The sequence below is a fragment of the Leptospirales bacterium genome (assembly GCA_019694655.1).
GTDB lineage: Bacteria > Spirochaetota > Leptospiria > Leptospirales > Leptonemataceae > SSF53.
In genome coordinates, this window is record JAIBBN010000005.1 from 104822 (window position 1) to 131808 (window position 26987).

Consider the following 26987-nt stretch of genomic DNA (forward strand, 5'->3'; position numbering starts at 1 on the left):
TGTAGCGAATGACTGCAGCAGCAACGCGCCACCTGATTAGCTGGAAGGACTGGCCGGACGAAGAGATCCGGGAAGTTCTGCATCTGGCGCTGCGAGTCAAGGGCGCGCGCCACAACTATTCGGGCGCCCTTGCCGGACGCACGCTGGTCATGCTCTTTCAAAAGACCTCCACCAGAACGCGCGTCTCTTTCGAAGCCGCTATGACCGAACTGGGCGGGCATGCCATCTTTCTGGACTGGAATGCCACCAACTTCAAACTCACCCGGATTCGCTATGAGACAGCATATCTTTCGCGCAATGCGGCGCTGATCATGGCGCGCATGAAGCAGCACAGCGATCTGCTGGAGTTGCGCGCCGGGGCCACGGCGCCGTTGATCAACGGCTGCTGCAACCTCTACCATCCCTGCCAGGCCATGGCGGACATGCTGACGATCTACGAACATCGCGGCAGCCTGCAGGGCGCACGACTGACCTACATAGGCGTCCACAACAATGTGGCCAATTCGCTGCTGGCAATCTGCGCCGCCTTTGGCGTGCAGTTGACGCTGGTTACGCCCATTGCACCGGCGGAAAGCGTCGACCAGCAGCTCAAGCAGCGACTGGAAAAACTCGGGCTGCTGCGTGAAACGCTCGATGCACGGCAGGCTGTGGCCGATGCCGAATACGTATATACGGATACCTGGGTAGACATGGAGTTCTTCGATGATCCAGGCTACCAGGGCCTGAAAGAAGAGCGCATCAAGACCATGCTCCCTTACCAGCTAAACGAGCAATTGCTTGAAGATTCCAGGGCCATGGTGCTGCACGACATGCCCATTCATCCCGGCTACGAGATTTCCGCTGAACTGGTGGAAAGCCCGCGCTCCTTGATTTTTCAGCAGGCCGAGAATCGCTTGGAGGCGCAGAAGGCAATTATCCTTACGCTCTTGCGCTGATTCAAGCAGCGCCGCGAGACCGTCCTTTGCCTCGCGACGATTTTGCTGCGGCTTTGGCTCCAGCGCGGCTCTTTGGCTGCGCCGGCGTCGCCTGCTGGCCTCTTGTTCTTTTTTTAGTCTTCGGCAAAGTGCGCGCTGCAACGCCCGTCTCGGCCGCCGGCCAGATCACCGCCGACTCCTCTACGCTGAGACTGATGTCCGGGTGACGATGGAATACAAAGCGGTCCTCCCACTGTGTCAAACTCAGACCCAGTCGGGCTGCGGCGCTGCGGCGGAAGCGGTTGACCAGAGCGATCGTCAACGGATAGCCGAGGGCTGCACAAGGCGCCCCGATGGCAAAACCGCCGGCCAGCATCGGCCAGCCAAGCTCGGTCGCCATGTACTTCAGCCAGAACAGCAGGCCATCGGCAACGCCCATCTGTAGCGATTGTTGCAGTACTTCGCGAAAGGCGTCAAAGCCGACGGCCTGCATCTCAGCGCCGGCGGCCCGAAAAATCCAGTAACCGGTAATATAGAAGCCGTAATAGAAGGGCGGCATGGTAATCGGGTTGGTGAGCCAAACCCAGGCCATGGCAATCGCAGGCTGGAAGCGGAATCCAAGCGGACGCAGCAGAGCCCAGGCGGCGCCAACCAGCAGCATTTGAATTCCGATCAAAGGCGTGAGCGCCCAGAAGATGCCAACGGCGCTGGCCAGCGCCAACTCCTGAACCGGGCTGCGCGATTCGCGAAAGTGACGTAGAATTCGTTGATCCAGTACATTCTGCAACCAGGCAAACATTGTATCCCGCCGCCCGCCAGACTGAATACGCAGCCTGCAGGCCGGCGATAGTTTTTCATTGCCAGCGATAGAAAATGGCCCAGCCTGGAAGAGAAGCGAAGTCTGGCGCGGCCTCAATGCGACTGTATTTGATTCGACACGGAATTGCTGCGGAATCGGCAAGGTTCGAGGGCGAGGATTTGGAGCGTCCGCTGACGGCGCGCGGCCGGAAGCGTTGTGCACAGGCGGCGCGCGGACTCCGCGCGCTGGGCGTCGCGCCGCAGTGGATCTATTGCTCTCAGGCGCGACGCTCGCTGGAGACGGCGCAAATTCTGAGGCGCCGGCTGGGCGGCGAATTGCGCAGCGATGCGCGCATTAATCCGGGCGCCGATTTTGCCTCGCTTGCGCAGCTTCTGCAGGAGTTGCCCGCTGATCTGACCAGCATCGCTCTGGTTGGCCACGAGCCTGATTTGAGCGACATGGCCAGCGGGCTCCTGCACAGCGACGCTGCCGCCAGATCCTTCTTGCACATCGACTTTCGAAAATCCTCCTGTATGGAGTTGCAGTTGTTCTCAGCTGAATCCGGCGAACTGCGCAGCTTTCTTCCGGCGCGTTTGTTGCGTAAACTGGCAAGAACCTGAAGCTGGCCAAACCATGTACTACGATGCGCATATCTTTTTTTGCGAAAATGTCCGTGAGGAAGGGGCCCGGGTTAGCTGTGGGCGCCAGCGATCGGCGGAGCTGCGCAATCTGCTGAAGCGCAGGGTAAAAGAGAACGGTCTGAAAATGCGCATCCGTATCAACTCGTCCGGTTGCCTGGATCGCTGCGAGGAAGGTCCGGTGCAGGTTGCCTATCCCGAGGGACGGTGGTTTCGATTGCGCAGCGCCGAGGACGTAGAGCGATTTCTACAAGACTATCTGCAGCGCGGCGATTTACAGGCGCTCAACGATCTGCGACTGCCGGATCATCCGCCGGAAGACGGCGCCAGCTCAGTCGCCGTCGCCCAGAGCGAAAAGTAAGTTTGCAAAGCGCGCCTTGCTATCGGTCCAGCTCTGTCGAAGATTCCATCCGGCCCGCGCCGCCAGTTCTGAGAAGGACGCGGTCGTGTACTTGTAGGAGTATTCGCTGATCAGGCTCTCCCCTGCCTGGAAATCAAAGCGCTCATCTTCCAGTTCAATCGTCGTTTTGCGATTGGCTACCAGATGCATTTCAATGCGGGACTGTGCCGGATGGAAGAAGGCATAGTGGTCGAAGCAGCTGCATTGCAGCGTCGCGCCGTAGTCGCGCACCAGTCGGTCCAGTACATTCTTGTGAAAGCGCGCCGTAGCGCCGGCGCGATCATTGTAGGCGGCATGCAACAGCGCCGGATCTTTGAGCAAGTCGACGCCAATCAGCAGCAAGTCTCCGCTGTCTGCGCAAGACGCCAGGTTGCCCAGGAAATCCACTGCTTCTTCCGGATGGAAGTTGCCAATGGAAGAACCCGCATAATAGAACAGGCGCCGCTCGGCGGCAATCGGTGGAAGTTCAATATTAAATGATTCGCTAAAATCGTAGCTCAGGTCGTGGACTGGCAGTCCCGGGAAGCGTTCGCGCAATCCCTGACAGGCCTCGGCCAGCATACTGGCTGACACATCAATGCCAATGTAACCAGCGGCATCGTGCAACGATTCCAGCAGGATCGCCGACTTGGTCGCCGCGCCGCAACCCGGCTCGATCAGCAGGGCGCCTTTGCCGACCAGCTGAGCGATGCTTTCGCCGTGAATATCCAGAATCTCGAGTTCGCTGCGCGTCGGATAGTACTCTGGCGTCGCGCAGATCTCTTCGTAGAGGTTAGAGCCCTGTCGGTCGTAGAGCAGGGCCGGAAACAGTTCGCGCGGACTGCCGCGCAGCCCGCGCAATATACGCCCCAGTTCGTCTCGTTCCAGGCCAGCCGTTTTCATTGTACATCCCGCGCCAGGCGCAGCCCGCTGAACTGCCAGCGCTGTCCGGCATAGAAGAAGTCTCGATAGGTAGCGCGCACATGGCGCTCCGGCGTAGCACAGCTTGCGCCGCGCAGCACATACTGTCCGTTCATGAATTTGCCGTTGTATTCGCCGACGGCGCCAGACGGTCGTCGGTATCCGGGATAGGCGGCGTATGCACTGGCTGTCCATTCCCAGACATCGCCTAGCCAGGCTGCTCCGCCGCCGGGATGAAAAAGTTCGCCGTCTTGAAAGCGGCCAGAGAGCGCATCGTCGCTCGCTTCCAGCAGCGACTGGCAAGCAAGTTCCCATTCCTCTTCTCGCGGCAGCCGGGCGCCGTAGAATGCGGCGCAGGCATCCGCCTCGTAAAGCGACAGGTGCGTTGCCGGCGCGTTGCGATCCAGAGGCTGCTCGCCATGGAGCGTAAATTCGAGCCACTCACCGTCGACCTGGCGCCAGTAGAGCGGCGAGCGCCAGCCCTCGCGCTGCGCTATGGCAAAGCCGTCGGAGAGCCAGAACTCGGGGCGTGCGTAGCCTCCGGCCTCCACAAAATCTAATACCTCGCCGTTGCTCAGGGCGCGACTGGCTATCTGGAAATCCGAAACAAATACAGGATGACGCGGCCGCTCATTGTCGAAGGCAAATCCGTCCTCGCCCGCGCCAATCTGGCCTGGACCGGCGGCAAAGGAATGCCAGGCCAGAGGCGCCGCCGTAGCCGCCGGGGGCAATGCAATTGGACGCATTGCCGGTCGCTGCGAATTCCGCGAGAAGGCATGTTTTAGATCGGTAAGGAAAAGTTCCTGATGTTGCTCTTCATGGTGGATGCCCAGTTCAAGGAGCGACTGCAGCCTCGCGTCCTCGCCATCCAGCAGGGGTCGCAACGCCTCTTCAACGCGGCGGCGGTAGTCCAGCACCTCCTCCAGCCCTGGACGCGAGAGCAGTCCGCGTTCAGGCCGCGGATGCCGATCACCCACGGCGTCGTAGTAGGAGTTGAACAGGTTGCGATACTCCGGATGCTTTGGCCGATACGACGGGGCAAAATCGGCCAGCACGAAGGTCTCGAAAAACCACGTGGTGTGCGCCAGGTGCCACTTGCCGGGACTGGCGTCTGGCATGGATTGCAGCTGTAGATCTTCAGCCGTAAGTCCTGCAGCCAGCCGCAGCGAGCGCTCGCGTACATCGCGGAAGCGTTCCCCAGTTGTGATTTCTTTTACCCTCAGCAGCATCTTCGCGGCTAGTGTTTGGAGTTTTTGTAATGCCCGTGGTTACCAATGTCGACGCCAGAAGCAAGAATCTGAGAATGAATCTCAGATTCACTTGACGCCAAACGCGTAAGAGCCCAGTATGCTGGAAAGCGGGAGAAGCGTCCATGGGATTTCTGGATTTGATGCTGGCAATGCTCCTTGTGGCTCTGGCTGTGGCGTACCTGCTACTGCGCCTGTTCCGCTTTCGTACTCGCCGCCAGACGGCGGTTTGCAGCCATTGTGCTAAAGAAGGCCTGCATTGAGTCCTGAGCTGCACTCCCTGTCCGAATTGGCGCCCGGCGAAAGCGCCGAGGTTTGTGCGCTGGCGGACCAGTCGCCAGGGACGATGCGATTGCTGGAGATGGGTCTGAGCCCGGGCGCCCGGGTGCGGATTGTCAAACGCGCCCCATTTGGCGACCCGCTGGAAGTGCGCGTTGTTGACTATGACCTCTGCCTGCGCAGAGCAGAGGCGCAATCGATTCTGGTGCGCAAGAGCGCGGATGCGGATAGCAACGCCGTATGAGCGGCAGAGCGACGCAACCAACAGAAAATCGTCTGTTGACGATTGCCCTGGCCGGCAACCCGAATACCGGCAAGACATCGCTATTCAATGCGCTTTGCGGCGCCCGACAGCGCGTTGGCAACTATCCTGGAGTGACTGTTGAGCGGAAGACCGGTCATCTGGCGCTGCCAGGCGTCGGCCGCGTCGAACTGATCGACTTGCCGGGACTCTACAGCCTGAAGGCCATCGCACCCGATGAACATACCGCTGCTGATGTACTGGCTGGACGGATGGACCAGACCAGGCGTCCGGACCTGATTGTATTTGTACTCGATTCCAGCAACCTGCGTCGAAACCTGTTTTTGTATTCGCAGATTGCCGAGCTTGGCGTTCCGGTGCTGGTCGCGGCCACCATGGCCGACACTCTGCAAAAGAGCGGCATCGAAATCGATTTTGAAACGCTCAGCAATCGCCTGGATGCGCCGGTTGTTCCGATCCGCGGGCGCGAGAACGAATCAATTCAGAAACTGCTTGTTGCGATGGATCAAGCCTTACTGGAAAGGCGACAGCAACAACTGTCATTGCGATTCGAAGCTGATCTGGAACAGGCTGCGCGGCGCCTTGCCGATCACGCCGCCGCAAGCGGACTGACCTTGTTTGAAGCGCGGGAGCTGGCAGCGGACCCATCGCTCATTCCCTCGCAGCGCTTGCGTGAACGACTCAATGGCGAACTAGAGAAAGTGCGCAGTGTGCGATCCAGGTCGCTGCCCAATCCGGCAGCCATTGCCGTGGAACGATATCGTTGGGCTGAGGAAGCAGTCAGAGCCGTAGAGCGGCGTCAGAAATTGCAGGCGCCAGGCTTCAGCCAGCGCCTCGACCGGCTGCTCACCCATCGCTTCTTTGGACTGAGTATTTTTGCCGGAATCATGTTTCTGGTTTTCCAATCAATCTATAGCGGCGCTGCGCCGCTGATGGATGCAATTGATTCTGGCTTCGACTGGCTTGGACAACAGCTTAGCCTGCAACTGGCTGGCGCGCCTGTGCTGCAATCGCTGGCGGTGGACGGCGTACTTTCGGGCGTTGGATCGGTGCTGGTCTTTTTGCCGCAAATTGTAATCCTATTCTTGCTTGTGGCCTTCCTTGAGGACAGCGGCTACATGGCCCGCGCCGCCTTTTTGATGGACCGACTGCTGGGCTGGGCCGGCCTGAATGGGCGCGCCTTTATTCCGATGCTGAGCAGTTTTGCCTGCGCTATTCCAGGCGTCATGGCGGCGCGAGTCATTCCCGACCAGAGGGCCAGGATGACTACCATCCTGATCTCGCCGCTGATGAGTTGTTCAGCACGCTTGCCGGTCTACCTGCTATTGATCAGCGCCTTCATCGAGCCGCGCTATGGCGCCGGCTGGGCGGCCCTTGCGCTGTTTGCGATCCACGCCCTCGGACTGCTGCTGGCGCTGCCCATTGCCTGGCTGCTCAATCACGGCTTGCTGAAGACGCCGGCTACGCCCTTCACACTGGAAATGCCGCCCTATCGATTGCCGCATCTCTTCGATGTGAGTTACCGCGCCTACCAATCGGCCTGGAAGTTTCTGGCGCGCGCTGGAACGGTAATCTTTGCGCTATCTATAGTAATCTGGGCCTTGAGCTACTTCCCGCGATCCGAGGAAATAGGCGAAGGCATTCGCGCCGAGTACGGCGCCTACCACGCTTCCCTGTTGCAACGAGAACCTGAGGACCCTGCACGTCAGGCCTTTGAGCAGGAGCTGAGTAATCGCATCGCCGCGGCCAATCTGGAGCAGAGCTACCTTGGCCGTCTGGGCCGCAGCGTGGCGCCGCTCTTTGCTCCTCTGGGTTTTGACTGGAAAATCTCGGTGGGCATTCTCAGCGCCTTTCCGGCGCGCGAAGTCATCATCAGCACGCTGGGCATTGTTTACAACCTGGGCGCCGGCGAAAGCGAGGACTCGCCGGACTTACGGCGGCGGTTGGCAGAAGCCAGAACGGAGGAGGGCAAGGCAGTGTTCACGCCTTTGACCGCCATATCGTTGATGGTTTTTTTCGCTCTCTGCAGTCAGTGTATGAGCACGCTGGCCACTGTGGTGCGCGAATTGAACAGTCTGCGCTGGGGCTTATTCCTGTTCACGTATATGACGGTTCTGGCCTATCTCTGTTCGCTGGCGATCTATCAGGGCGGCCTGGCGCTGGGCTTCGGCTAACAGCCGTGCAACTTGCGTTATCTGCCGACCGCTTCCGCATTGGACGCCTAGCCGAGTACGGCGCGTAGTTTACGGGCCAGGATCATCTGCAAGGGATCTTCGCGATCAGGGAATTCCAGCGGCGCATGCTGTGGCAAGGGGGCTGGCGACTCTTCATCTACTTTTGGAGGCGCCTCATAGAGCGGCTGATTGTCCGGACCCAGCACAACGCCTGCCGTAATTGTCAGTACCGCGCCGCCATCGATTTGTTCTTCGTACGATAGAAAGGCTTCGCCGCGGGCATTGTGGCCAAGGATTTCGACGTTTGGCGCCGGGGCCAGCGCCGCAGCCATTACTTCAGCATATGGCGACGATTCATCGCCAAGCAGCACATAGAGCGGACCGCTGTAAATACGATCCACATCCGACACGTATTCGGCCTCTTCCTGGGAGCGGTAGCGCAGGGCGCCAAGAGGGCCAGAATTCGCAAATAGATTGGCTATGGCAAAGACGCGATCGTAGTCTCCGTTGAACATGCGTCGCAGGTCGAGGATGATTGCCTCGCGCTGGCCAATACGCGCAAAAAGGCTGCGCAATTGCTCGGGCGCGTCGCCGCTGGCGGCGCGCAACATGACGTACTCGGCCGCTCCGCCGCTGGCCAGTTTCCAGCTGCTGTTCAGTATGTTTCGAAAATGGACCTCGCCTCGCTCGAGGTTATAGCTCTTGCCGCTGCTCAGGTCGATGCGGACACGTTCTCCGGGTTCGCCGCGGATACGACCGGCGGCATCGCTGACGCTCAGACCCTCAATGCTTTGCCCTTCAATGGATTGCAAGTAAGCGCCAACCTCGACCGATTCGCGATAGGCCGGCGATCCCTCAAGGACGTCCACAATGCGAATCTTGCCTGGAGCGTTCATGTGCAGCACCAGTCCAACCCCGGCGCGGCGCGCCGGATCCGTTTCCAGGGCTCGGTTTTCCGGTCGAGTGCAGAGATTGTATCCCTTGGGCAGCGCAGCCATCATTGCTTCCAGCGCATGCAACGTAGCCTCGCGCTGGCGATCGGCAGGCAGGGACTGCAAGAGGTGCAGCAATGCTTCGCGATCAGCGATGCTTTCGCCGCGCGTTCCGTCCACGGCGCGAGCCGCTGCAGTATAGAGGCTGGCAAAGGTCCAGCCCTGTCCTTCCGGGAAAAAGTAGTGCTGCCGTATCGCTTCTTCGGTCTGAGCAAGAGCGCGGGCTGCATCAAGCGGCGCTGGTCCAGACTGCTTACAGAGGACAAAGAGCGTCAGCGTAAGGATGGCAATTGCTCTTAGAGTACGCAGCATCATACACCCGCCTGCATCGCCGCTTGCGGCAAAGATTACAGACGCGTTGTCGCCTGGTCGCAGGTATCCGTGCAAACATAAAACGCTGATCGACAGGAAAGGTAACCCAGCGCCAGGCTATCGGCATTCTGTCCGCCCGGCGTCTTGCTGTAGAGGCCCAGCGCCAGATAGCAGTTTGTCTCGTCATCGGAGCAGCCGGCCCGACAACTGGCGCTGGCGGACGGATTGCACTCCGCGCTGCCCAGCAGCCCAAGAAGTACAATGATCCGGATGGTTTGGCTTCGGTTCATCAGTCGCCTCCGTGGGGCGGGGAATTCGCCGGAAAAAGGGCCGGATCGCCGGCGGCGGCGCGCGAAAAGCGCACTCGCCAGCTCGGATTGCGCGCCGCTTGCCGCAAATACATATCCATCAGCGTAAGACTGACGGCGGCTTCGACGATCGGGACTGCACGTGGAAGCACACAGGGATCGTGCCGACCGCCTGCGCGCAGCTCCGCTGCAGCGCCGCTTTCGCTGACTGTTTCTTGAGGCTTCTTGATTGTGGCTACGGGCTTGAAGGCCAGTCGCATCGTAATGGGCATGCCGTTGGAAATTCCGCCCTGAATGCCGCCCGAGCGATTGCTGCGCGTGGCCAGTCGTGGGATCGAGTCGTAGGCCGGCGGAGCCTGGCCGGGACTCGGCGGCGCTGCTTCAAGATTAAAAAAGGCATCGTTGTGTTCGGAGCCGCGCATTCTGGTTCCGGCAAAGCCGCTGCCGGATTCAAAACCTTTGCAGGCCGGTATGCTCAGGCAGGCGCGGGCCAGCTCCGCTTCCAGCTTGTCAAAAACCGGCTCTCCCAATCCGGGAGGGGCGTTGTAGACCACAACACCCAGCGTACCGCCCGCCGAATCGCCCTCTTTCTTCATCGCCTCGATCAGGGCGATCATCTGCTCGCTGCGCTCGGCGTGCGGACAGCGCACCAGCGACCGGTCCACCTCGGCGCGCGAGGCTGGCGGCTTATCCATCAGGCCGGCCTCAATGCTGGCCACGGAATCGACCCAGGCAACGGTCGTAAGGCCCAGCTCGGTTTCCAGGATTTGTTCGGCGATGGCGCCGGCGGCGACTCGCCCGATTGTCTCGCGAACAGAAGCCCGCCCGCCGCCATGAGGAGTGCGGTAGCCGTACTTTATGTGGTAGGTATAGTCGGCGTGCGAAGGCCGATAGAGATCAGCCCAGCGGTCATAGTCGACGGACTTGTTGTCCGTGTTACGAACCATCATTGCGATCGGGGTGCCCAGGGTTCTTCCCTGATAAAGACCGCTGAGTATTTCGATCTGGTCCAGTTCCTTGCGCGGCGTTACCAGCAGATTCTGGCCGGGGCGTCGCCGCTCCAGCTGATGCTGGATGCGATCCAGATCAAGAAGAATGCCTGCCGGGCAGCCGTCCAGCACTACGCCCACGCCGGGACCATGCGATTCGCCAAAGGTGCTGATCCGAAAGAGAACGCCGCTCTGCGAGGACACCCTGAACCGATTCGCCCCCGCGGAATGGCGGGTCAATGAATTTGGCGCCGGCGTCCGCCCGGGAATTACTCGGGCAAACTCCGGGCGCGCTCATCCATCATCAAGGTCGTGATCATCGCCGCGCGTTCTTTGGGCAAGAGCGTGAGCAGGTAGGGAACAAGCGAGGTGCGGCCGGCATCGGCGGCGCTGCGCTCCATTTCCAGGAAAACATCCACCAGATCCGTATTGCTCCAACCGGCGACAATTGCAACGGCCTGCGGCGGCGGCATATTGCCCATGCGATCGGCCATCTGTGCGATCATTCGCTTGCGGTCCTGTTGCGCGACAGCATCCTCTTGAAGCGCCTTCTGCTGCGCTTCCACGCCGCGCACGCGCTCCTGCAGCTCTTGCTGCTTGCGGTCCAGTTCGGCCTGCTTCTCCTGGAGGGCCAGACGCTCTTCCTCCAGTTTAATACGCTCCTCTTCGATGCGCGCCCGTTCCTTATCCAGCTGCTGGCGATCGAGCTCAGATACGCTATCCTCTTCGAAGGAAACTTGATCCGCCGTTTCGCTCATCCCGGGCAGGTATTCCTCCAGGTTGATGATTCCCCAGGTATCCAGCAGATAAGCGAAGACGCCCATCGAGAAGAGGATCACCGCCGTCAGGTATACGATCTTAACTTTGTCGGACAGTCCGCCCATCGTTGTACTCCTGATTCCAGCTCAGGCGCTCAGGCCCGCCGATCAAACTCCGTCGAACGCTCGCGCCACTTTTCGGCGATCTTTTCCAGCGAGCTGATGCGCTGATTCAAATCGTCGATCACATCGCCCATTTCCTTAAGGTCATTACGCGCTCTCCCGAGCGCATCGATGCCGGCCGCGCCGCGCCGCAGAGCGCCGGGTTCGGCGCTGAAGGCTGGCTGATCATGCGCCGGGGCGGTCGAGGCCTCGCTGGCGAAGATACTCTTGAACGTAGTCTCGGGGCGGCTGGGGTTGTTCTGGTTCGACGAGGTCTTTGGGATCAATCCCTTCGCCCAGCGGCTCAGGCGCTGCCGCAGGTTTTGGTTTTCTCCTGATTCTACTTTCATTTCCGTCCTCCGCAATCAGCGGGCTTCTGTTGCGCAATCGATTCGCTTCATCCAGTTCCCGTTTTTCCATCCGGCGCAAGTCCTGCTTGTACTGGGCATACTGTCGTTCTTTGAGCAGCTCGACAATGCGACGCTGCTTGCGCGCCTCCATGACCTTCTGCATTTCGGCCTCCAATTCCGGCCGAATTTCATCCAGTTTTCGCACAGCGACGCGCTCTTCGTTTTCCAGACGTTCAATGTAACGGTCATAGATCTTGAACAAATCAATATCAAAGCGTTCCTGGTATTCGCCTTCGAAGCGGTCCATTTCTTCGCGGACCAGGCGAGCGGCCTGGTCGCGCGCCGATTGCTGTACGTTGACGCGCAGCATGACCCGCGCCAGTTGACCGAGCGCTTCCTCTTCCTTGCGGCGGCGCACTCGGAGCAGACCCTCCAGCGGAAATCGAAAACGCTTAATAGAAGTTGTCCTCCTCCTGCGCCGTGACCAGGTCGCGCAAGCGGGCCACGGTCTGATCCATATGCGAGGATTCCTGAATTGCCTGACGTAAGAAGGCCTGAATGCGCGGCATCTTCTCGATGGCCGCATCGACATCGGCATTGGAGCCGCGGGCGTAGGCCCCAAGGTTGATCAGTTCTTCATTTTCTTTGTGGGCAGCCAGCAAAGTGCGCAAGCGCGTAGCCCAGCCCAGATGATCGGGCGCGATTACTTTATCCATGACCCGCGAGATTGATTCGGTAATTTCGATCGAGGGATAGTGACCGCGCTGTGCAAGGCGACGGGTCAGGGCAATGTGTCCATCCAGAATACCGCGCGCATTGTCGGCGACCGGTTCGGTCATGTCGTCGGCTTCGACCAGCACTGTATAGAATCCGGTAATGCTCCCTTTCTCGCTGGCCCCGGCGCGCTCCACCAGGCGGCTCAGTCGGTACCAAACGCCGGGCGGATAGCCGCCCGGACCCAGCTGATCGCCGGCGGCAATACCGACCTCGCGCAAGGCCATACAGTAGCGCGTCAGACTGTCCATGTACAGATTAACCTGCAGGCCCTGGTCGCGGAAGAATTCGGCGGTTGAAGCGGCAAAGCCGGCGGCATAGACCTTTTCCATGGCGGCGCGATCGCTGGTGGCGACAAATACGACCGATCGCTTCAGGCCGTCATCGCCCAGGTCGTTCTCCAGGAATTCCTTCACCTCGCGACCGCGTTCTCCCACCAGACAGATCACATTGATATCAGCGCGAGTGTAGCGAGCAATCATGCCCAGCAGCGTCGACTTGCCCACGCCGGTGCCGGCAAAAATGCCAATGCGCTGTCCGGCGCCGATGGTCAGCATTCCATCAATGGCGCGGATGCCGGTCTCCACCGGGCGGCGAATCATCTCCCGTGAAATCGGCGGCGGCGGATCTTGATCGGCATCGCGCTCTTCTTTGGAAAGCAGCGGCGAGCGCGTATCGAGCGGGCGACCGAGGCCGTCAAAGACCCGTCCCAGCATTCTGTCCGATACCTGAACCATCAAGCGTCGGCCGGTGGCCAGGACGTGGGCGCGCGGCGCAATGCCCGCAGGCGATCCAAGGGGCATCAGCACCAGCTGGTGGTTGCGAAAGCCAACTACCTCGCAACTCAAGTAGCGGCCCTTTTCAGCGGTTTCCACGCGGCAGATGTCGCCAATGCTGACCTCTGGCGGGCCATCGGAGATAATAGACAGGCCGGTCACCTGCGCGACGCGCCCCATGGGGCGCAGGGGGTCCATGCCCTCCAGCAGGTTCTGGTACTTATCCAGCAAATCGAGGGGTTTGTCCAGACTGGCCATTATGTCGCCTGTCAGTTAAGCTCATTTTGGCCCATCGTACAAGCCTTTTTCGAAACTCAGTTGCCTGCCCTGGCGCACTGCGGCGACCCTTCGCCATGCCCGGAGCGGTCGAAATTGTCCTGCGCGGCGCCCAGGCCTCGGGCGGCATCGCTCGCGGAGCGCTCTACCCGCTGCACGACCCCTTGCTGAGCCTGCCGCACCAGAGCATTGATCGCGATGCGGTGGAAGCGGAAATTGAACGGCTGCATCTGGCCATGCGCCAGAGCCGCAGCCAGCTGGAAGCGATCCTGGCGCACACCCGCATCAGCCCCGAACTCCAGGCCATCTTCGAAGCACAGGCCCTGATGTTTGAAGATCCAATGTTGATCAGCGCCACCGAGGACCGCATCCGCAGCCGGGCGATCAACGCCGAGTGGGCGCTGGCCGTTGAAATTGAAAACATCAAGGGCTTCCTCGAGAAAAGTAACAACGAAATCATTCGCGAGCGCTCCGCGGACGTCAACGACGCCGGGCTGCGACTGCTGGGCAATTTGATGGGCGTCCCGGGGGGCGACTTGCGTCTGGCGGCCTTGCAGCAGATGCCGGCCGGCGCCGTAGTTGCGGCTCACGAAGTCAGCCCGGCAATGATGCTGGAGCTGCGCAATTGTGCAGCGATTGTGACCGAGGGCGGCGGCGTTGCAGGGCACATGGCCATTCTGGCGCGCAGCCGCGGTCTACCAGCGCTGGTCAATGTCGAGGGTTTGATGGACCAGTGCAGCGCCGGTTGGGACGCCCTGGTCGATGGCGAGCGCGGCGAGCTGGTCATCCATCCCGGCGAACAACGCCTGACGGAGTGGCGAGCCTTCCAGGCGCGGCAGGTCCGTCGAGCGCAAGAGCATGTCCAGTCGCCGGTGCAAACGCAGGATGGCGAGTCGATTCGATTATTCTTGAATTTGAGCGATGATCAGGAGACGGATGCCAGCCTTGGCGGCGCCAGCGGCGTTGGTTTGTTTCGCACCGAATTCCTTTACCTGGGCGACTCTTCCTTGCTGCACGAAGACGAACGTCAAACGGAACGCTACCGGGACCTGCTACAGCGACTGAGCGGCGGACCGGTTACGCTGCGCTTGATGGATGTCAGCGAAGATAAGCGCTTCCCGCTCTATACCGATGAACGCGATTTGCGCGGCGTTCGTTTCTTACTGGCCAATCGCGAACTGCTCCTGCGGCAATTGCGTTCCATACTGGAAGCGGCGGCGGTCGTGGGCCGCGCCGATGGCAGCGTGCGCATCATGGCGCCGCTGGTAGCGCGCGTTGACGAAATGCAGGCGGTGCGCGAGGCGCTGCAGGAAGCGCAGCAAAGTTTGCAAAAGCGGGGCATTGAAGCGCCGCGCATCGAACTGGGCATGATGCTGGAAACGCCGGCGGCGGCCTTGATGGCCGATGTCTTTTCAGAGGTGAGCGATTTTTTCAGCATTGGCTCCAATGATCTGGGCCGCTACACCATGGCCCTGGCTCGCGAGCAGGCTACAGACCTTGAGCTCTTCTATCAGCCGGCGGTATTCCGAATGATTCACGAGGCGCTGCGCCGCGCAACAAAACCGGTCTCGCTTTGCGGCGAACTGGCTGCGCGCCGCGGCGCGCGCGAGATCCTGCTGGGTCTTGGACTGCGCGATCTGAGCGTGGCGCCTGCCTCGCTGCGCGATCTTTGCGCCGGCGTACGCGACGTCTCGCTACGCTACTGCAAGAGCCTGGCCGAGCAGGCGCTGGCGGCGCGCGACGCTGCCGAACTCTGCGAGCACCTCGGTCTGTGAGAGAGAGCCGCGGACAATCGACGAAGGCCTTGCCGGCGCTCTACCGCCATCTGGCTCAAGACTACTTTCAACTTGAGCGTCGCGCAGCGCAGCTGGAGCGCGATCTGCAATGTCTACAGGCTCAGCTTCCGGCGCCCGGGGCTGGAACCATACTCGAGCTTGGCTGTGGACCGGGAGTACACGCCGCAACGCTGAGCGCTCAGGGCTGGAAAGTGCTGGCCGTCGATCTCAGTGCGGAAATGCTACAGATTGCCAGGCAGGATCATCCCGGGCCGAGCTATCTGCAGGGCGATCTGGCGGCGCCGGAGGCCTGGAGCACAATGCGTGCGATGGCTGCGCCGTTTTCCGGCGCCTTTTCGCTTTTTGGCGTCTGGAATTATCTGGCCGAGGAGCAGGCCTGGCAATTGGCCCTGCGCGAACTGGCCTTCAGCCTGCCGGCCGGCGCGCCGGCCATTCTGGAAATCTGGTTGGCGGGGCCCTATCGTCGTCTGGGGCGCACAAGCACCGAATGGACTTCTATTGTACGCGACAACCAGGCGCAACAGCGGCGCCGCGAGCTGATCTACCATGAACGAGACGGCCGGCCTTATCTCGAACTCATTCATAGCTATCGCAGCACAGGGGGAGCGCTGCTGGAGCAAGACCGACACTGGATGCGATTGTTTGAACCGCAGGCCTTTGCCGAGGCTGCGCGTGGCGCCGGCTTTGTCATCGAGCAGATTTTTCAAGACAGCACGAATGCGCCCCTGAGCCCCGCTTCGGGCGGCGCCTGGCTCTGTCTGCGTCGCGCCGCCAGCGAGTGCTAGAGCGCATCGGGCTGCCAATCGGGGAAAAGCGCCGCCAGATCCGCCGGCAGCGGCGCTTGAAATTGCAGCGGTTCTCCGCTCGATGGATGCTGGAAGCTCAGGCGCCAGGCGTGCAGGGCGCTGCGCTCCAGCAGCAGCAGCTGGCGGTCGCGCTCGGTGATGCGATCCTCAATACGTCGCAAGTAAATTCCGGGATCAGGTCCGTAGAGGCTATCGCCAACCATCGGGAAGTCCAGCGATTGCAGCGTGGCTCGAATTTGATGCATACGACCGGTGAACAATTGCGCCGCAAGCAGACTCATTCCCGCATGTTTTGCCAGGCGACGAAAATGAGTGCGCACGCGTTGCACCGCTCGCCATTGCTCCCGTTCGATCGTGGCCGCCTGCAGCGCCGCTTCGGCCAGACGTCGCTGATGGCTGAAGGCGCGCTTCTTTTGTACCGGGCCGGCCGGATCGGGATGCAGCCAGCCGCTGGCGTCAAGTTCATCGGGAAAATCTCCAAAGACTATGGCCAGATACTCCTTGCGCATCCCATCGCCCTGCAGTTGCAACTGCAAGCGCCGCGCCGCCTCCGGGCGCTTGGCCAGCAGCACCAGCCCGCTGGTTTCTCGATCGATACGTTGTACAAAGTGTCCGTGGAACTCCTCTCCGATTTGGTCCTTCAGCAGGCTGTAGAGCGTGTTCTGGCGGTAGATCCCGGAGGGATGCACGGGGAGGTTGGCTGGCTTGTCGACCAGCATCAAATCGCCATCCTCGTAGAGGATGCTGAAATCGGTGCGCACCTGCGGTTCGGCTTTAGCCCGAAAGCTGTAACGGACCACATCGCCCGGCTGCAAGCGCTGGGCGACGCGCGTCTGGCGTCCGTTGTAGAGCACTGCGCCCTGCCGAATGCGTTCCTGCCACTGGTTGCGCGTCAGGCGCGGCAGGCGCACGGCCAGCCATTGATCCAGGCGAGCGCCGCGATCTTCATCCTGTGCGAGAAGCTCACGCTCTTCCTGCTGACCGGCGGGCGCTCCGCCTTCGCTCTCCACCGGTCCAGATTGCGCCGCCGGCCGCGCCGGTAAAGCGCGGAACAAGTCCCTCCGGCCCTACGCCAGCGTTCGGGAGGATGACTGATGGCCACGACGAAAGAAGGGAATGGGCGCAAATGGCTGGAGCTTGGACAGGGCGCGGCGGAATTTCAAAAAATACTGCAACTGCTGGTGGAGTACGACGAGCGCACTGGTAGAAGCAAGCGCTGCGCAGAGCCGCACCTGCATCTGATGCGCAAGGCAATTGCACTGGCGCCGACGGAGGAAGTGCGCATCTATGCTTGCGCTCTGGGCGGTTTTGTCTATTCGCTGGCGGCGGAACTGCAGAGCGCTTGCGGACGCCTGGCTACGGCCTGGATACATGAAGATGGCATACGATTGGAACGCGAACAATTCAGCGATCCATCGCATCCGGTGCACAGCATTGTCTGCTTAACCGATTTGCTGGCGGATGCCCGGCCGGCATGCTTCGAAGGCGCTCGCGCCGCCGGCGAACAAGTGCAATTGCTGATGCTCGACGATACGCTCTACAGCGCCAGCGCCTGATGGCGCCAGCGGCGTTCAGACGTCGGGCATGTCGATGGCGCGCAAGAAGGCGCTGCGGTCTTCAAGCAAGGCGGCAGGTACAGGCTTCATTTGAATGGTCCCAACCAGCGGACAGGAACTTGTAGCAATCGAACTATGCGCCTGGCGGTTTGGGGTCGTGATAGCGCGCAGGGCGCCAAGCAAAATAGGCTGAGCTTCGCCCTGTCCCTGGAGTGCGAAGATTTTCAGCTGTTTGCTGCGCAGAGCATTGATTCGAACCAGACCGTTGGCCGGATAGGCGTGGCTCATACCTCGATGCTTTCGCCGGTAGCAAAGGCGTTGGCCGGAATTTCCAGCTGCAATTCGGCAAGAGTAAGCCGCTGCGCCGGACCGCTGACAATTTGCGCGCTCATGACTGGCAGCGCCTCCGCTAGCTTTTGCAATGCGGCCTCGGTATTGCGAAGGTCCGCTGCAGCGCTGGACGGCGTAGAGCCGTCGCCTTCCACCTGCCACAGGCTTTCCTGACGCCGCAAGATCTCGCGTCGTTCCTCGGGCGAAAGCCCCGGCGCCAGCGGATTTTCCTGGGATAGGAGCGGAGCGCTCAGGGCAAGGAGCAAGATGATCGGGACCTGAAATGGACGGCGGGCAGTCATGTTCTGAACTTCGGAATCAGCTGTTCAAACCTTAGCGGACGCTGAAGCTTATGGCCAGGCCATATGAAAATGCTCTTCGAAATCAATGAGGCCGGCATCGGGCGGCAATCGCACAGCGACAAAGAGATAGTTGGCGCGCAATGCCTGGACCTCACGGCCATCGACTTTGACCGATAGGCCGCGACTCCATGATCGTGACAGATACAGAAAATCAAAGCGCTGGCGTGCAGCGCGCAAAGTTTGCATTGCTTCAGGGATTTGAATACGAATCCGATTTGGTCCCAGAAATTCGGGCGGCGCGAGGCGCCAGCAGCCCTCCATCGCGGCGCTATCACGGTGGACGTCCGGAGCTTCCACGACCAGCGCACAGTCATTGTCAGCCAGGCGCAGTAGTGGCAGAACATGCTCCGGGCTTTGCACGCGCTGGGCGCGGCCGGTTACAAAGGCCAGCGGCGCGCCATCGAAGGCCGCCGCCCGCCGCAGCTGCCGCGTGTGCAGACCGCTGTAGAGCGCCTGTTTGAAATGCAACTGCCGTTCCGACTCCAGCGGCATGGACCCGCTGGATTGTAAAGTATCGCCAAGTAAAGCAAAGTTATCAGCGCCGGCCGCTTCCAGATTGGCGCTGGCACAGCGACTGCCGGGCGGCGTGTTTGCACAGCGTCGCGATGCCGCCTCCAGCGCAGCCTCGGCCTGCGCCAACGGCGTTGTGACTTTATTGAAGTAAGCTGGCGCAGCCAACGCCAGAGTCAGCGCAGCAAGCGCAGTTCGCCAATTCGGTCGCCCCCATTTTCGATGCAACATGATGCCCGTGGAGCAGGCAAGGACCAAGAGCTCGGGGCTCAGGCGCAGCCAGGAGTGGAGAGCCCAGGCCATTCGATCTAGATTCTTGTAAAATGGTAGTGTAACGTATATTAATAAAACCAGGAAGGCCAGAAGTATCAGCAAGAGCCAGGGCGGACGGCGCCGCATACTGCCAGCCGCCGTGCGCTCCGGCAGGCGATCCCAGGCGGCCGCGGAAAGTACGCAAAGCGCAAGCAGAAGCCAGTACAGATAGCGACCGGGTGCGCGAAAGATGCCAAAGCCGGGCAACCAATGAAATGCGAAACGGTAGACCGGATTTTCCGCCTGCGCAAATAGCAGAGCAAGCGCCGCAATGGATAGCCAGAAGAACCGTTCTCGGCTGATTGACTTGCAAAAAATGGCATAAAGCGCAAGAAGCGCAGGCAGCAGGCCACAATAGACATTGAACTCCCAGTGGCCAGGGTCGGGCCAGTAGTCAAACCAGGCGCCGTAGAATAGATGCAAGAAGGAGCGCCACTTGCTGTGAAATCCAAAGCGCAGGCTGTTTTCCCACTGGGATCGCGCCGCTTCAGCGGCCTGCGGCGAGCTGATTAAAAAAAGCAGCAGCGACGGGGCCACAAAGACAAACAATACGATCGCCAGCGCAACCGCGCTTCTCCGCGGCTCAAGCCAGCGCTTGATTCGTCGGCGGCTAAAGCTGAGAAAAGCAAAGTATGCGCTGGCAGCAAGCAAGGCCATGAAGGCGACCGGCGGCGAGCCTGCGGTCCAGGCCATCGTTGCCGAAAAGGAGAAGAGCAGGGCGTTTGCCGGGCGCTGGCGGAGCGCCAGCCGGCGGGCGCCAAGGAGCAGCGCGCCGCTCCAGGCCAGGGATCGCGAATAGGAGTTGTGTCCGGAATGCACAAGCACAAGCGCGCTGCCCGCAAAGCAGGCCGCACCCAGTAGCGCCGCGGAAAGACTGCGACCGCTGCCGCGCAGAAATCGAAACATCAAGTAGCTGCCCAGGCACATGTGCAGCAGCGTATCCCACTGCCAGTAGCGCAGCCCGCCTGCGGCGGCCAGCAGCGAAAGAAGATAGTTTGGAGGATAAAGCGCCGTGGAGAAAAATTCGGGCAGAAAGGGATGGCCAAAATTCAATTGCGGGGCATAAAGCGGAAAGCTGCCCTCCAGCAGCATCTTGCCTAAGTAGACGCGAAACGGAAACTCCTGATTGGTTGAATCTCCGGCAAATGTGCCGAGCCCCAGAGCGACATCCCAGTAGATGAACAGGGGAAAGCTCGCTGCCAGGATGCTGGCCAGAAAGGCAGGGCGCTTCAAACGTCCTCCGGCGCAGAGCGCAAGGCGTTTGAAGGTTGAAGCGGCCAAACTGCTCATTGCGCTCCTGTCGAACTTTCTTCCAGGCGCCAGCGGTCCAGCAACCAGAGACCACAAGCGCGGGTCGTAAGTGCGGCAAAAGCCAGCGGTCGTCGCGCGTCCAGATTCATCGTCTGCCATTGGTAGCGGTCGCTGTCGGCGACGAGATTTTTTGTCTGCCTGGAGCCATCTGCATATAGTGCTATGAGTTGAGGTTGGACGGCTGGAGGACAACGCTCGGAAGATTGACGGCGAACCAGAACTGAAATTGTTTTCAGATTCAATCCCTGCAGGTTGTTCAAGCCGGAAACCATTTCGCGGCGCGCTGGCGGAAAACCAGGACCGTGGCCGCCGCCAACGATGCGCGCCATCCGTCCCTGATCGCGAATCTCGACTGGATCGATTTGATTTTCAGCAATGGTGTAGCGCGCATTGATTTCAATGGCGCCTGCTTGATACAGCGGCAGATGCCCGGGCGCTGCACGCCGATCCAGGTCAATCAGGGCCAGCGCGCCGCTTCGCGCTACCTGCCTGGAATCTATATTCCTTTCAAGTAGCCAGAGCCGGTAGGCGTGCAGGGTAGCGCCCTCCGGCAGGAGGTCCGGTCGCGACAGATCGGCGGGAATCACGGCCAGTCCGGAGGCCGGCTGGTCCAGACGCAGGGTCGCGCTCTGCAGCAAATCGCCAGTGTAGGGCAGAATCGCCCATGGCGCATAAAGCGGCCGAGGATCATTTGCGGCAATGTGGCGCAGCTTCTCGATATCCTGGCGCAACGTGGTTGCCCCATCGGGCGCAGTAAGTACGCGCCATAAGGGTCCGCCCCACAGGTAGAATAGCAAGAGTGCGCCAGGCGCCAACCAGGCCAAAGGCCCGGCGTTCGATGCCCGATGCTGTAAATCGCCAAGCGCCTGCAACGCCGCCAGAAGCAGGGGCGGCAGCAACGCCGCTGCATAGTATCCATGTATAGTTTGTACGACTACTATTTCATCCCCATTCAGCATCAGGAGCACAGCGTAGGGGGCGGCGACCAGCAAAAGCCGCGGTCGCAGCAATGGCAAAAAGGCAAAGGACAGGGCCAGCTGGAACACGAAGCGTCCGTTGACTGGCCGCCACAGTCCGCCCAAAAAAGCGTGTGGATTAAGAAGCGGAGAAAGCAAAATCTGCGACCAGCCATCACCCAGGTAACGATAGCGTTCCAGTCCGGTCAGCGCGGGACGCTCCACAGTGAGCAGCGAGGTCAGCGTGATGGCCAGAGCTCCGGCGCCAAAGACGGCCAGAAAAAGCAGAATCCAGCGCGGCCGGCGTCGGGCCGCAGCCAGTTCCGCCAGGGCAAAGCCGGGGAATAATAGCAACAGGTCCTCGCGGCAGGCAAGGCAGATGGCGCTGGCCAGTACAAAGAGCGCCGGGCGACGCGCTTCGTAAGCCCAGAGCATCCCGGCCAGCGCCGGCAGCGCCAGCAGCATATCCCGTGGACCATGAACAAAAAGCTGGAGCGATAGCGGATTGCAGAACGTCAGCAAGAGCGACGCCGCCAGCCAGGGACCGCGCAGCGGTCCGCGTTTGCTGCCGATATTGCTAAGCATCAACAGCGCCGCCAGCAGACTAAGACCGCCCAATAGCAATCCGGCCGTAAGCGGCGCAAGAAAGGCGCGCAGCAAATCGTAAAAATATACAACTACATAGTAAATGGGCGAGAAATGAGTTTCAAAAACGCTGCTGGTCCCAAGGATCCGCGAGGCGCTGCCGCGACCGAGGCGTAGACCCTCCAGCATTTGTAAGTAGTAGCCAAGGTCGCGGCCCAGGGGCAGGGCGGCGTCCGCCGCAAGCCGGGCCAAGGATCTCCAACTTAGCAGGAAATAGAGTGCCGCAGCAAAGGCGATGATCAGGCGACGAGGCTGCAAGGAGTCGATCCGGTTGGGCCGTGCGGCCGAATGCTGACGCTCTGCTCTGGCAGTCGCCGGACGTTGTAGCAAATCATTTTCCGTCAGCGGACGGCTCTCATTTGAAAAGATTTGACCCGCGGGCAATTGCGCCGGCCATTTTCTTATGCAGCAAGGTTTTCGAAAGGCCGTCCCCTGGATTCTGGTGTTGCTTTTCTTGCTACTGGGCTACGCCAGGGTGTCGCCTTCCCGGACCTTCACTGGCGATGGACTTACCAAGCTGATCCAGGCGCGTGCGCTGCAACAGGGCCGGGAGGGACTGCTCTATCCATCGGCGGATCTGGATCCGAACTACCGTTTCTATCCGTTTCGTGGCGTGTATCTGGTGGAGTTGGGTTCCAGAAAACTGGGCCCCTTTCCGATAGCCTACGCGGCGCTGGCCGCATTGCTGGATGCAATTTTCGGTCCGGCTTCACTTCCGCTGTTTAATCTGTGTACGATCCTCGCGATGTTCATCGTACTGCGCTACTTCTGGAGGTGCAGCAAGCTGACGCTACTCTTTGCCGTGTGCTGCACGCCATTGTTGTTGCTGGCGCTGGAACCGGGAGAGAACTCCGTCGCTTGTTTGATCAGTTTTATCGGATTCAGTCTGGCCCTTGGCCAGGAGCGGGAAGGGCAGCCGCAGGAAACGACTCAGTCGTTGCAAAATCTGATGCGCTATTCTGGCGGCGGCCTGGCGCTTGGGCTGGCCGCCTGGCTTCGGCTGGAAATGCTATTCTTCGGCGCGGCGCTGTGCGGTCTCCTTTTTCTAGGATGGCTGCGCCAGCAACTGCGCGTCAAGATGCCGACCGCCGCCAGGCATTCACTCTTCAAGTCGATTTCCCTGGCAGCAGGCCTGGGCGCGGCGGCCGGGGCATTGATTCTTTTCCATTTTTTCGACTATGGCGATCCGCGCGGCGTGCGCTACCTGGCCAATGTAAAGTTCTTCGAATCGGCAAACAATTGGCGCGTACAGATCTGGACCACACTGGTCTTTGCCTGGCTGCGTCCGCTGCCCAAGCTTGGCTATTTTGGCTATATGCCGGCGCTGCTTGGCGCCTTTGTAAGCTTCGCGTGGCCGTCGATTCGCGGCCAGCTTACGGAAAACCTGCGGCTGCTTTATCACAGCATCGTGCTGGGCATTGTGCTGGTTCCCTGCTTTGCGCCCAATGATGGGGTAGTCACCTGGGGTCCGCGCTATCTGGCAGCGGGTATTCTGCCGGGCCTGATCATCGCCGATCGCGCATACGCAATGTGGCAGCGCAGTGCGGCCAGCGGCCTCAAGCGACGACTCCGACTGACAGCGCTCACCGCGCTATTTCTCTTTTCGACGGTCGCCACGCTGCTGGGATTAGAATTCTACCACGCCGCCGGTCGCCAGTTGCAAAAAGTACAGAGCGAGTTCGCAAGGGCGCCCGCTGATGTATGGCTCTTTACCGATACAACCTTTGCACAATATGTAGGACTCAACTATTTCACTCAGCGGACAATGGTCGTTCAAACCGAAGCAGACGCCAGATCCTTTGTGGAGATGGCCAGAGGTAAACTGTCGGGAAAGACAATTGCCGTCATGGAATCCGCGCCAATGCTGGCGCGCGCCAATTACGCTGAGCTATTTGAAGCAAGCTTTATGCGCCTGGGCGAGCGCCCGCTGCCCACCGGCCAGAGCCGGGCGGTGCTGTATCGGGTTCCCTGAGCGGGGGGATCATGTTAATGCGCCGGTTTGCCGTCGCCGGTTCGTCAAATATGGAGGTTAGCGAAATATGACCTTCCAATTTAGGGGAACCGCGATTCGCCGCTTTGTCAGCCATACTTGTAGCCATGCCGAAACTCGCAGCACGGTAAGTTCGGCCAAACTTTAAAAACATATTCGAATGTTGCTGAGTCACAAAGTCCTTCAAAGGACACGTTCATTGTCGCGCCGAGAAAGAGCCCGTGGAAAAAGACACCTATGTCTGCAATTCAACGAATACTATTTCATACTCGGCAGTTCGATTCTGACTCGCGTGCTTCTATTCCTTCCCGTTGAAAATAAAGTCAAGTATGGGCTCATCAAAACGAAAATCCGAAGGAATATTTCGCGGATCGCAGGACCAGCAATTCGAACCGCTCAGTTCCGGTCCAATTTGTGCGTCACCCAAGTTAAGAACTCGTCCGTCTGCCGTAAGCAGTTCCGAGTGCAAGTATGTGCGGCTTCGGAGCATCAATTGTCGTCACTATCTTCCTGATCTCAATTGAAATGTTGTCTAACATTACAACTGAATAGTGGGCGCCGCGCATCTTGATCACTCCCCATGTCCACTGCGGCATTTGCTGAGTGATCATCCATTTGGATTTGATTCTTTCACCGATGGTCATTATGGATACCCAGCGTCCATAAGGGCCCTGGTACAATGCTGGATGAATCCGGGGCGCGTAGTTGAGTTCGAAGTCCGGGTGCAGCGGTTGTCCGCGTGGCCATGGCGCCTGTGACATGAACGCCGGTAGCATGAGCAGAAAAATCAATCGATAAGGTCGCTTCACGGGCATGTTACTCCTGCTGACCTGTTCCCCATTGCCTGATCCAGATCGCCTATTTTGGTTGTGGAGGATGCGGCTGATTGCGCAAGGGGAAATGCAGAAGCCGGAAGCGATGCAGCCGCGCGCAGAACTTTCTTGAGGCCTGAAATGCAGATTGTTTGGAGCTAATTACAATATTTTGAAGCCTCCACGTATCTCGCTGCCTGGCTGCTATTTCTCGTCCATAGTCGCTATGCCTTCCCAATCTGCGCCAACTCCCTGCAGAGCATTGCGCTCCGATCGCTGTCGATACAACCGGGCGGCGCCGTCGCCGGGGTTGACGGCAAGCACTCTGCCAAATAGCTCCGATGCGCCGGCAAAGTCGCGATTCATGTAAGCCTGCAGTCCGTGCTCAAATTCGGAGAGCGTTCTGGATTTGGCAGCGACGGAATCCTCATCATCGCCATCGAAAATCTCAAAGACCGATACCGGCTCTTGTTTGCCTTTAACGCGAACGCGATCCACAATCCGATAGCGATAGCGAGTGGGATCTTCCATACGAAACAGAGTATTCTCAGTTAGAAGCAGGGTTGCATCGTAAAATTTTGTCAGGCCCTCGACGCGCGACGCCAGATTGACGGTATCCGAAATCACGGTGCCCTCCATCCGTTCCGGCTCCCCAATCGTTCCCAGCATCAGTTGTCCGGTGTTGATCCCGATGCCAATCTTGAGCGGCTGGTAGCCGCTGCTGGCGCGGCGCGCGTTGTATGCACGAAGGTCCTGTTTCATCGTAATGGCGGCGCGCACTGCATCCTCCGGACTCTCCGGAAAGAGCGCCATAATGGCGTCGCCCATGTACTTGTCGATGAAGCCGCGGTGCTTGCGAATCGCAGGGCCAGTATGGCCAAGAATTGCGTTCAAAAAGCGGAAATTTTCCTCTGGCGTCATTGCCTCCGATAGCGAAGTGAAGGAGCGGATGTCGGAAAAGAGCACGCTCATTTCCCGGCCGACAGCGTCGCCCAGTCGAACCTCCGTAATGCGTCGCTTGTCGAGCAGCAACATGAACTGACTTGGGACAAAGCGCGCATAGGAATGCGCCAGCTCTGCCTGGTTCTGAAAAGCAAGCTTCTGCTCCATCTGGATCCGATCGCCAAGGGCCAAAGATAGCAGCAACGCTTCGATGACCGAAGAGATGGCGACGCCCTGTTCGACCAGAAAGGAGCGGGGAAGGATGCCCGAAACAGCCAGCCCCAGCACAGCGCTGGATAACAAAAACAGGCTCCAGGCAAGCAAGAAGAAGCGCGCCGGTCGATAGCCGCGCCAGGCGCAAACGACGGCGCTGGCAAAGATTACGATTGGCGCGATCAGCGCCATGGCGACGGCCGCGCGGATCGCCAGCGGCCCAAGCCACGGCTCGCTGAATGGGAACGCCGAAAGAATGCGTACGGCTTGTAAGAGCCAGTATCCAGTCGGGAAGTTCTCTCTAACCTGCAAGAAGCGCTGGGAGAAGTGGGCGGCAAGCATACAGACCAATCCCGGCAGCATTCCCGTCAGGTGTTTGGGAATCTCGGGATGATCGGGAAAAAGGAAACGGTGTGCATCGCCCTCGAAGCAAATAAAGAAAAACACCGCAGCGATCTGAAAGAGAGAATAGAGCAGATAGTTGTGATCTCGAATGGAGAAAAAGAGCGACAGATTATAGAAGGCCATTAACAATATAGCCCCATAGATCATGGCCACAATCATACGGTTGACTGTCGACTGTTCAAAGTAGGATTCGCGGGACCAGACCCGCATTTCGCAGTTCAGGCTGCTGTCCGAGCGCACTCGTACGAAAAGTTGCTGCGCTCCGCTATCGTCGCGCAGCGAAAACAGCAGCCTTTCATTGTTAAATTCTCGCTGCCGGAAGGGCGTCGATCGGCCGCTTTCGAAACGCGAAAAATCTCCGGCCTCGCTTTGACGGTAGACCTCTACATGGTCCAGCAGCGGCGAGCTGATCTCCAGCAGCAAAGGTCGCCGGGCTGTGTTCTGTACTTGAAACCGGATCCAGATAGCGTCGGTGGAATAGCCAAAATTCAGTCGCCGATCGGCTGGCGCTTGCCACTCGGACTCCGGCAATGTGCGAATCTTCTCCAGATCCAGCCTTCCCGCCGAATCCCGGTAATATGCGGCCCGGGCGCCAACGGAGGAGTAGGTTACTCCATCGGGCAGTCGAATCGTTTCCACGCCCTGCGCGCTCAGGGAAGCGAGGCTGCAAAACAGAAGGGTTGCTGCAAATGGCGCCGCACCCAAACCGTACTTAGTTATCCTGTACATAG

At 59.7% G+C, this 26987-nt stretch carries 25 protein-coding genes; 10 read left to right on the plus strand and 15 right to left on the minus strand.

The window, feature by feature from the left end; genetic code table 11:
* Positions 1–8 precede the first annotated feature (8 nt).
* Positions 9–935 carry an ornithine carbamoyltransferase gene (locus K1X75_10045; protein ID MBX7058393.1) on the plus strand — a complete coding sequence of 309 codons (927 nt, stop codon included), beginning with the start codon at positions 9–11 and terminating at the stop codon, positions 933–935.
* Position 936: 1 nt separating this feature from the next.
* On the opposite strand, the gene K1X75_10050 is transcribed toward K1X75_10045, so the two are convergent.
* Complete coding sequence (locus K1X75_10050; protein ID MBX7058394.1) at positions 937–1713, minus strand: DUF2062 domain-containing protein; 777 nt, start codon at positions 1711–1713, stop codon at positions 937–939.
* A 74-nt stretch (positions 1714–1787) separates the two neighbouring features.
* On the opposite strand from K1X75_10050, the gene sixA reads away from it, so the two are divergent.
* Both sixA and K1X75_10060 read left to right on the plus strand, forming a co-directional pair.
* Positions 1788–2333 (plus strand): phosphohistidine phosphatase SixA, encoded by a 546-nt coding sequence (gene sixA, locus K1X75_10055; GenBank protein ID MBX7058395.1) that lies wholly within the window; start codon positions 1788–1790, stop codon positions 2331–2333.
* Positions 2334–2346: 13 nt separating this feature from the next.
* Positions 2347–2712, plus strand: coding sequence for a (2Fe-2S) ferredoxin domain-containing protein (locus K1X75_10060; GenBank protein ID MBX7058396.1), 366 nt, complete (start codon positions 2347–2349; stop codon positions 2710–2712).
* Here K1X75_10060 and egtD read toward each other — a convergent pair.
* Together egtD and egtB are read right to left on the minus strand one after the other, a co-directional pair.
* On the minus strand, positions 2683–3633 hold the full coding sequence (gene egtD / locus K1X75_10065) for an L-histidine N(alpha)-methyltransferase (GenBank protein MBX7058397.1): 951 nt from the start codon (positions 3631–3633) through the stop codon (positions 2683–2685). The two genes, K1X75_10060 and egtD, sit on opposite strands and share 30 nt — an antisense overlap.
* On the minus strand, positions 3630–4880 hold the full coding sequence (egtB, locus tag K1X75_10070) for an ergothioneine biosynthesis protein EgtB (protein MBX7058398.1): 1251 nt from the start codon (positions 4878–4880) through the stop codon (positions 3630–3632). Before egtB ends, egtD begins: the two co-directional genes overlap by 4 nt.
* A gap of 143 nt (positions 4881–5023) precedes the next feature.
* On the opposite strand from egtB, the gene K1X75_10075 reads away from it, so the two are divergent.
* From K1X75_10075 to feoB, 3 genes are read left to right on the plus strand one after another with little or no spacing between them, the layout of a single operon-like run.
* Entirely contained in the window at positions 5024–5161 is a 138-nt protein-coding gene (locus K1X75_10075; protein MBX7058399.1) for a hypothetical protein, read from the plus strand.
* Positions 5158–5421, plus strand: a complete 264-nt coding sequence (locus K1X75_10080) for a ferrous iron transport protein A (protein ID MBX7058400.1) — start codon at positions 5158–5160, stop codon at positions 5419–5421. The genes K1X75_10075 and K1X75_10080 overlap by 4 nt, the downstream gene beginning before the upstream one ends.
* A complete protein-coding gene (gene feoB / locus K1X75_10085; protein MBX7058401.1) occupies positions 5418–7613 on the plus strand; it encodes a ferrous iron transport protein B in 2196 nt (731 codons plus the stop codon). The genes K1X75_10080 and feoB overlap by 4 nt, the downstream gene beginning before the upstream one ends.
* Before the next feature lie 47 nt (positions 7614–7660).
* Here feoB and K1X75_10090 read toward each other — a convergent pair whose 3' ends face one another.
* The 6 genes from K1X75_10090 to K1X75_10115 form a co-directional block, all read right to left on the minus strand.
* Entirely contained in the window at positions 7661–8920 is a 1260-nt protein-coding gene (locus tag K1X75_10090) for a PDZ domain-containing protein (protein MBX7058402.1), read from the minus strand.
* 32 nt (positions 8921–8952) lie between these two features.
* Positions 8953–9207 carry a hypothetical protein gene (locus K1X75_10095; GenBank protein MBX7058403.1) on the minus strand — a complete coding sequence of 85 codons (255 nt, stop codon included), beginning with the start codon at positions 9205–9207 and terminating at the stop codon, positions 8953–8955.
* Positions 9207–10418 carry a chorismate synthase gene (aroC, locus tag K1X75_10100; GenBank protein MBX7058404.1) on the minus strand — a complete coding sequence of 404 codons (1212 nt, stop codon included), beginning with the start codon at positions 10416–10418 and terminating at the stop codon, positions 9207–9209. Before aroC ends, K1X75_10095 begins: the two co-directional genes overlap by 1 nt.
* A gap of 65 nt (positions 10419–10483) precedes the next feature.
* Positions 10484–11098, minus strand: a complete 615-nt coding sequence (locus tag K1X75_10105) for a hypothetical protein (protein MBX7058405.1) — start codon at positions 11096–11098, stop codon at positions 10484–10486.
* 222 nt (positions 11099–11320) lie between these two features.
* A complete protein-coding gene (locus tag K1X75_10110; GenBank protein ID MBX7058406.1) occupies positions 11321–11902 on the minus strand; it encodes a flagellar FliJ family protein in 582 nt (193 codons plus the stop codon).
* Positions 11903–11936: 34 nt separating this feature from the next.
* Positions 11937–13292, minus strand: coding sequence for a FliI/YscN family ATPase (locus K1X75_10115; protein MBX7058407.1), 1356 nt, complete (start codon positions 13290–13292; stop codon positions 11937–11939).
* A gap of 95 nt (positions 13293–13387) precedes the next feature.
* On the opposite strand from K1X75_10115, the gene ptsP reads away from it, so the two are divergent.
* Both ptsP and K1X75_10125 read left to right on the plus strand, forming a co-directional pair.
* A complete protein-coding gene (ptsP, locus tag K1X75_10120) occupies positions 13388–15085 on the plus strand; it encodes a phosphoenolpyruvate--protein phosphotransferase (GenBank protein MBX7058408.1) in 1698 nt (565 codons plus the stop codon).
* A complete protein-coding gene (locus K1X75_10125; GenBank protein ID MBX7058409.1) occupies positions 15082–15891 on the plus strand; it encodes a class I SAM-dependent methyltransferase in 810 nt (269 codons plus the stop codon). The genes ptsP and K1X75_10125 overlap by 4 nt, the downstream gene beginning before the upstream one ends.
* On the opposite strand, the gene K1X75_10130 is transcribed toward K1X75_10125, so the two are convergent.
* Positions 15888–16967 (minus strand): RluA family pseudouridine synthase, encoded by a 1080-nt coding sequence (locus K1X75_10130; GenBank protein MBX7058410.1) that lies wholly within the window; start codon positions 16965–16967, stop codon positions 15888–15890. The genes K1X75_10125 and K1X75_10130 overlap by 4 nt on opposite strands.
* Before the next feature lie 39 nt (positions 16968–17006).
* Here K1X75_10130 and K1X75_10135 point away from each other — a divergent pair, with 39 nt between their 5' ends.
* A complete protein-coding gene (locus K1X75_10135; GenBank protein ID MBX7058411.1) occupies positions 17007–17468 on the plus strand; it encodes a hypothetical protein in 462 nt (153 codons plus the stop codon).
* Between the two features lie 15 nt (positions 17469–17483).
* Here K1X75_10135 and K1X75_10140 read toward each other — a convergent pair whose 3' ends face one another.
* From K1X75_10140 to K1X75_10155, 4 genes are read right to left on the minus strand one after another with little or no spacing between them, the layout of a single operon-like run.
* Positions 17484–17756, minus strand: coding sequence for a hypothetical protein (locus tag K1X75_10140; GenBank protein ID MBX7058412.1), 273 nt, complete (start codon positions 17754–17756; stop codon positions 17484–17486).
* Positions 17753–18100, minus strand: coding sequence for a hypothetical protein (locus tag K1X75_10145; protein MBX7058413.1), 348 nt, complete (start codon positions 18098–18100; stop codon positions 17753–17755). Before K1X75_10145 ends, K1X75_10140 begins: the two co-directional genes overlap by 4 nt.
* A 48-nt stretch (positions 18101–18148) precedes the next feature.
* The gene (locus tag K1X75_10150; GenBank protein MBX7058414.1) at positions 18149–20272 is read right to left on the minus strand and encodes a winged helix-turn-helix domain-containing protein; all 2124 of its coding nucleotides are present in this window, start codon (positions 20270–20272) and stop codon (positions 18149–18151) included.
* A complete protein-coding gene (locus K1X75_10155) occupies positions 20269–22086 on the minus strand; it encodes a DUF2079 domain-containing protein (GenBank protein ID MBX7058415.1) in 1818 nt (605 codons plus the stop codon). The genes K1X75_10150 and K1X75_10155 overlap by 4 nt, the downstream gene beginning before the upstream one ends.
* A 211-nt stretch (positions 22087–22297) precedes the next feature.
* Between K1X75_10155 and K1X75_10160 the strand changes: the two genes are divergently transcribed.
* Positions 22298–23866 carry a hypothetical protein gene (locus K1X75_10160; GenBank protein MBX7058416.1) on the plus strand — a complete coding sequence of 523 codons (1569 nt, stop codon included), beginning with the start codon at positions 22298–22300 and terminating at the stop codon, positions 23864–23866.
* Positions 23867–24900: 1034 nt separating this feature from the next.
* On the opposite strand, the gene K1X75_10165 is transcribed toward K1X75_10160, so the two are convergent.
* The gene (locus K1X75_10165; protein ID MBX7058417.1) at positions 24901–26985 is read right to left on the minus strand and encodes a hypothetical protein; all 2085 of its coding nucleotides are present in this window, start codon (positions 26983–26985) and stop codon (positions 24901–24903) included.
* Between the last annotated feature and the right edge of the window lie 2 nt (positions 26986–26987).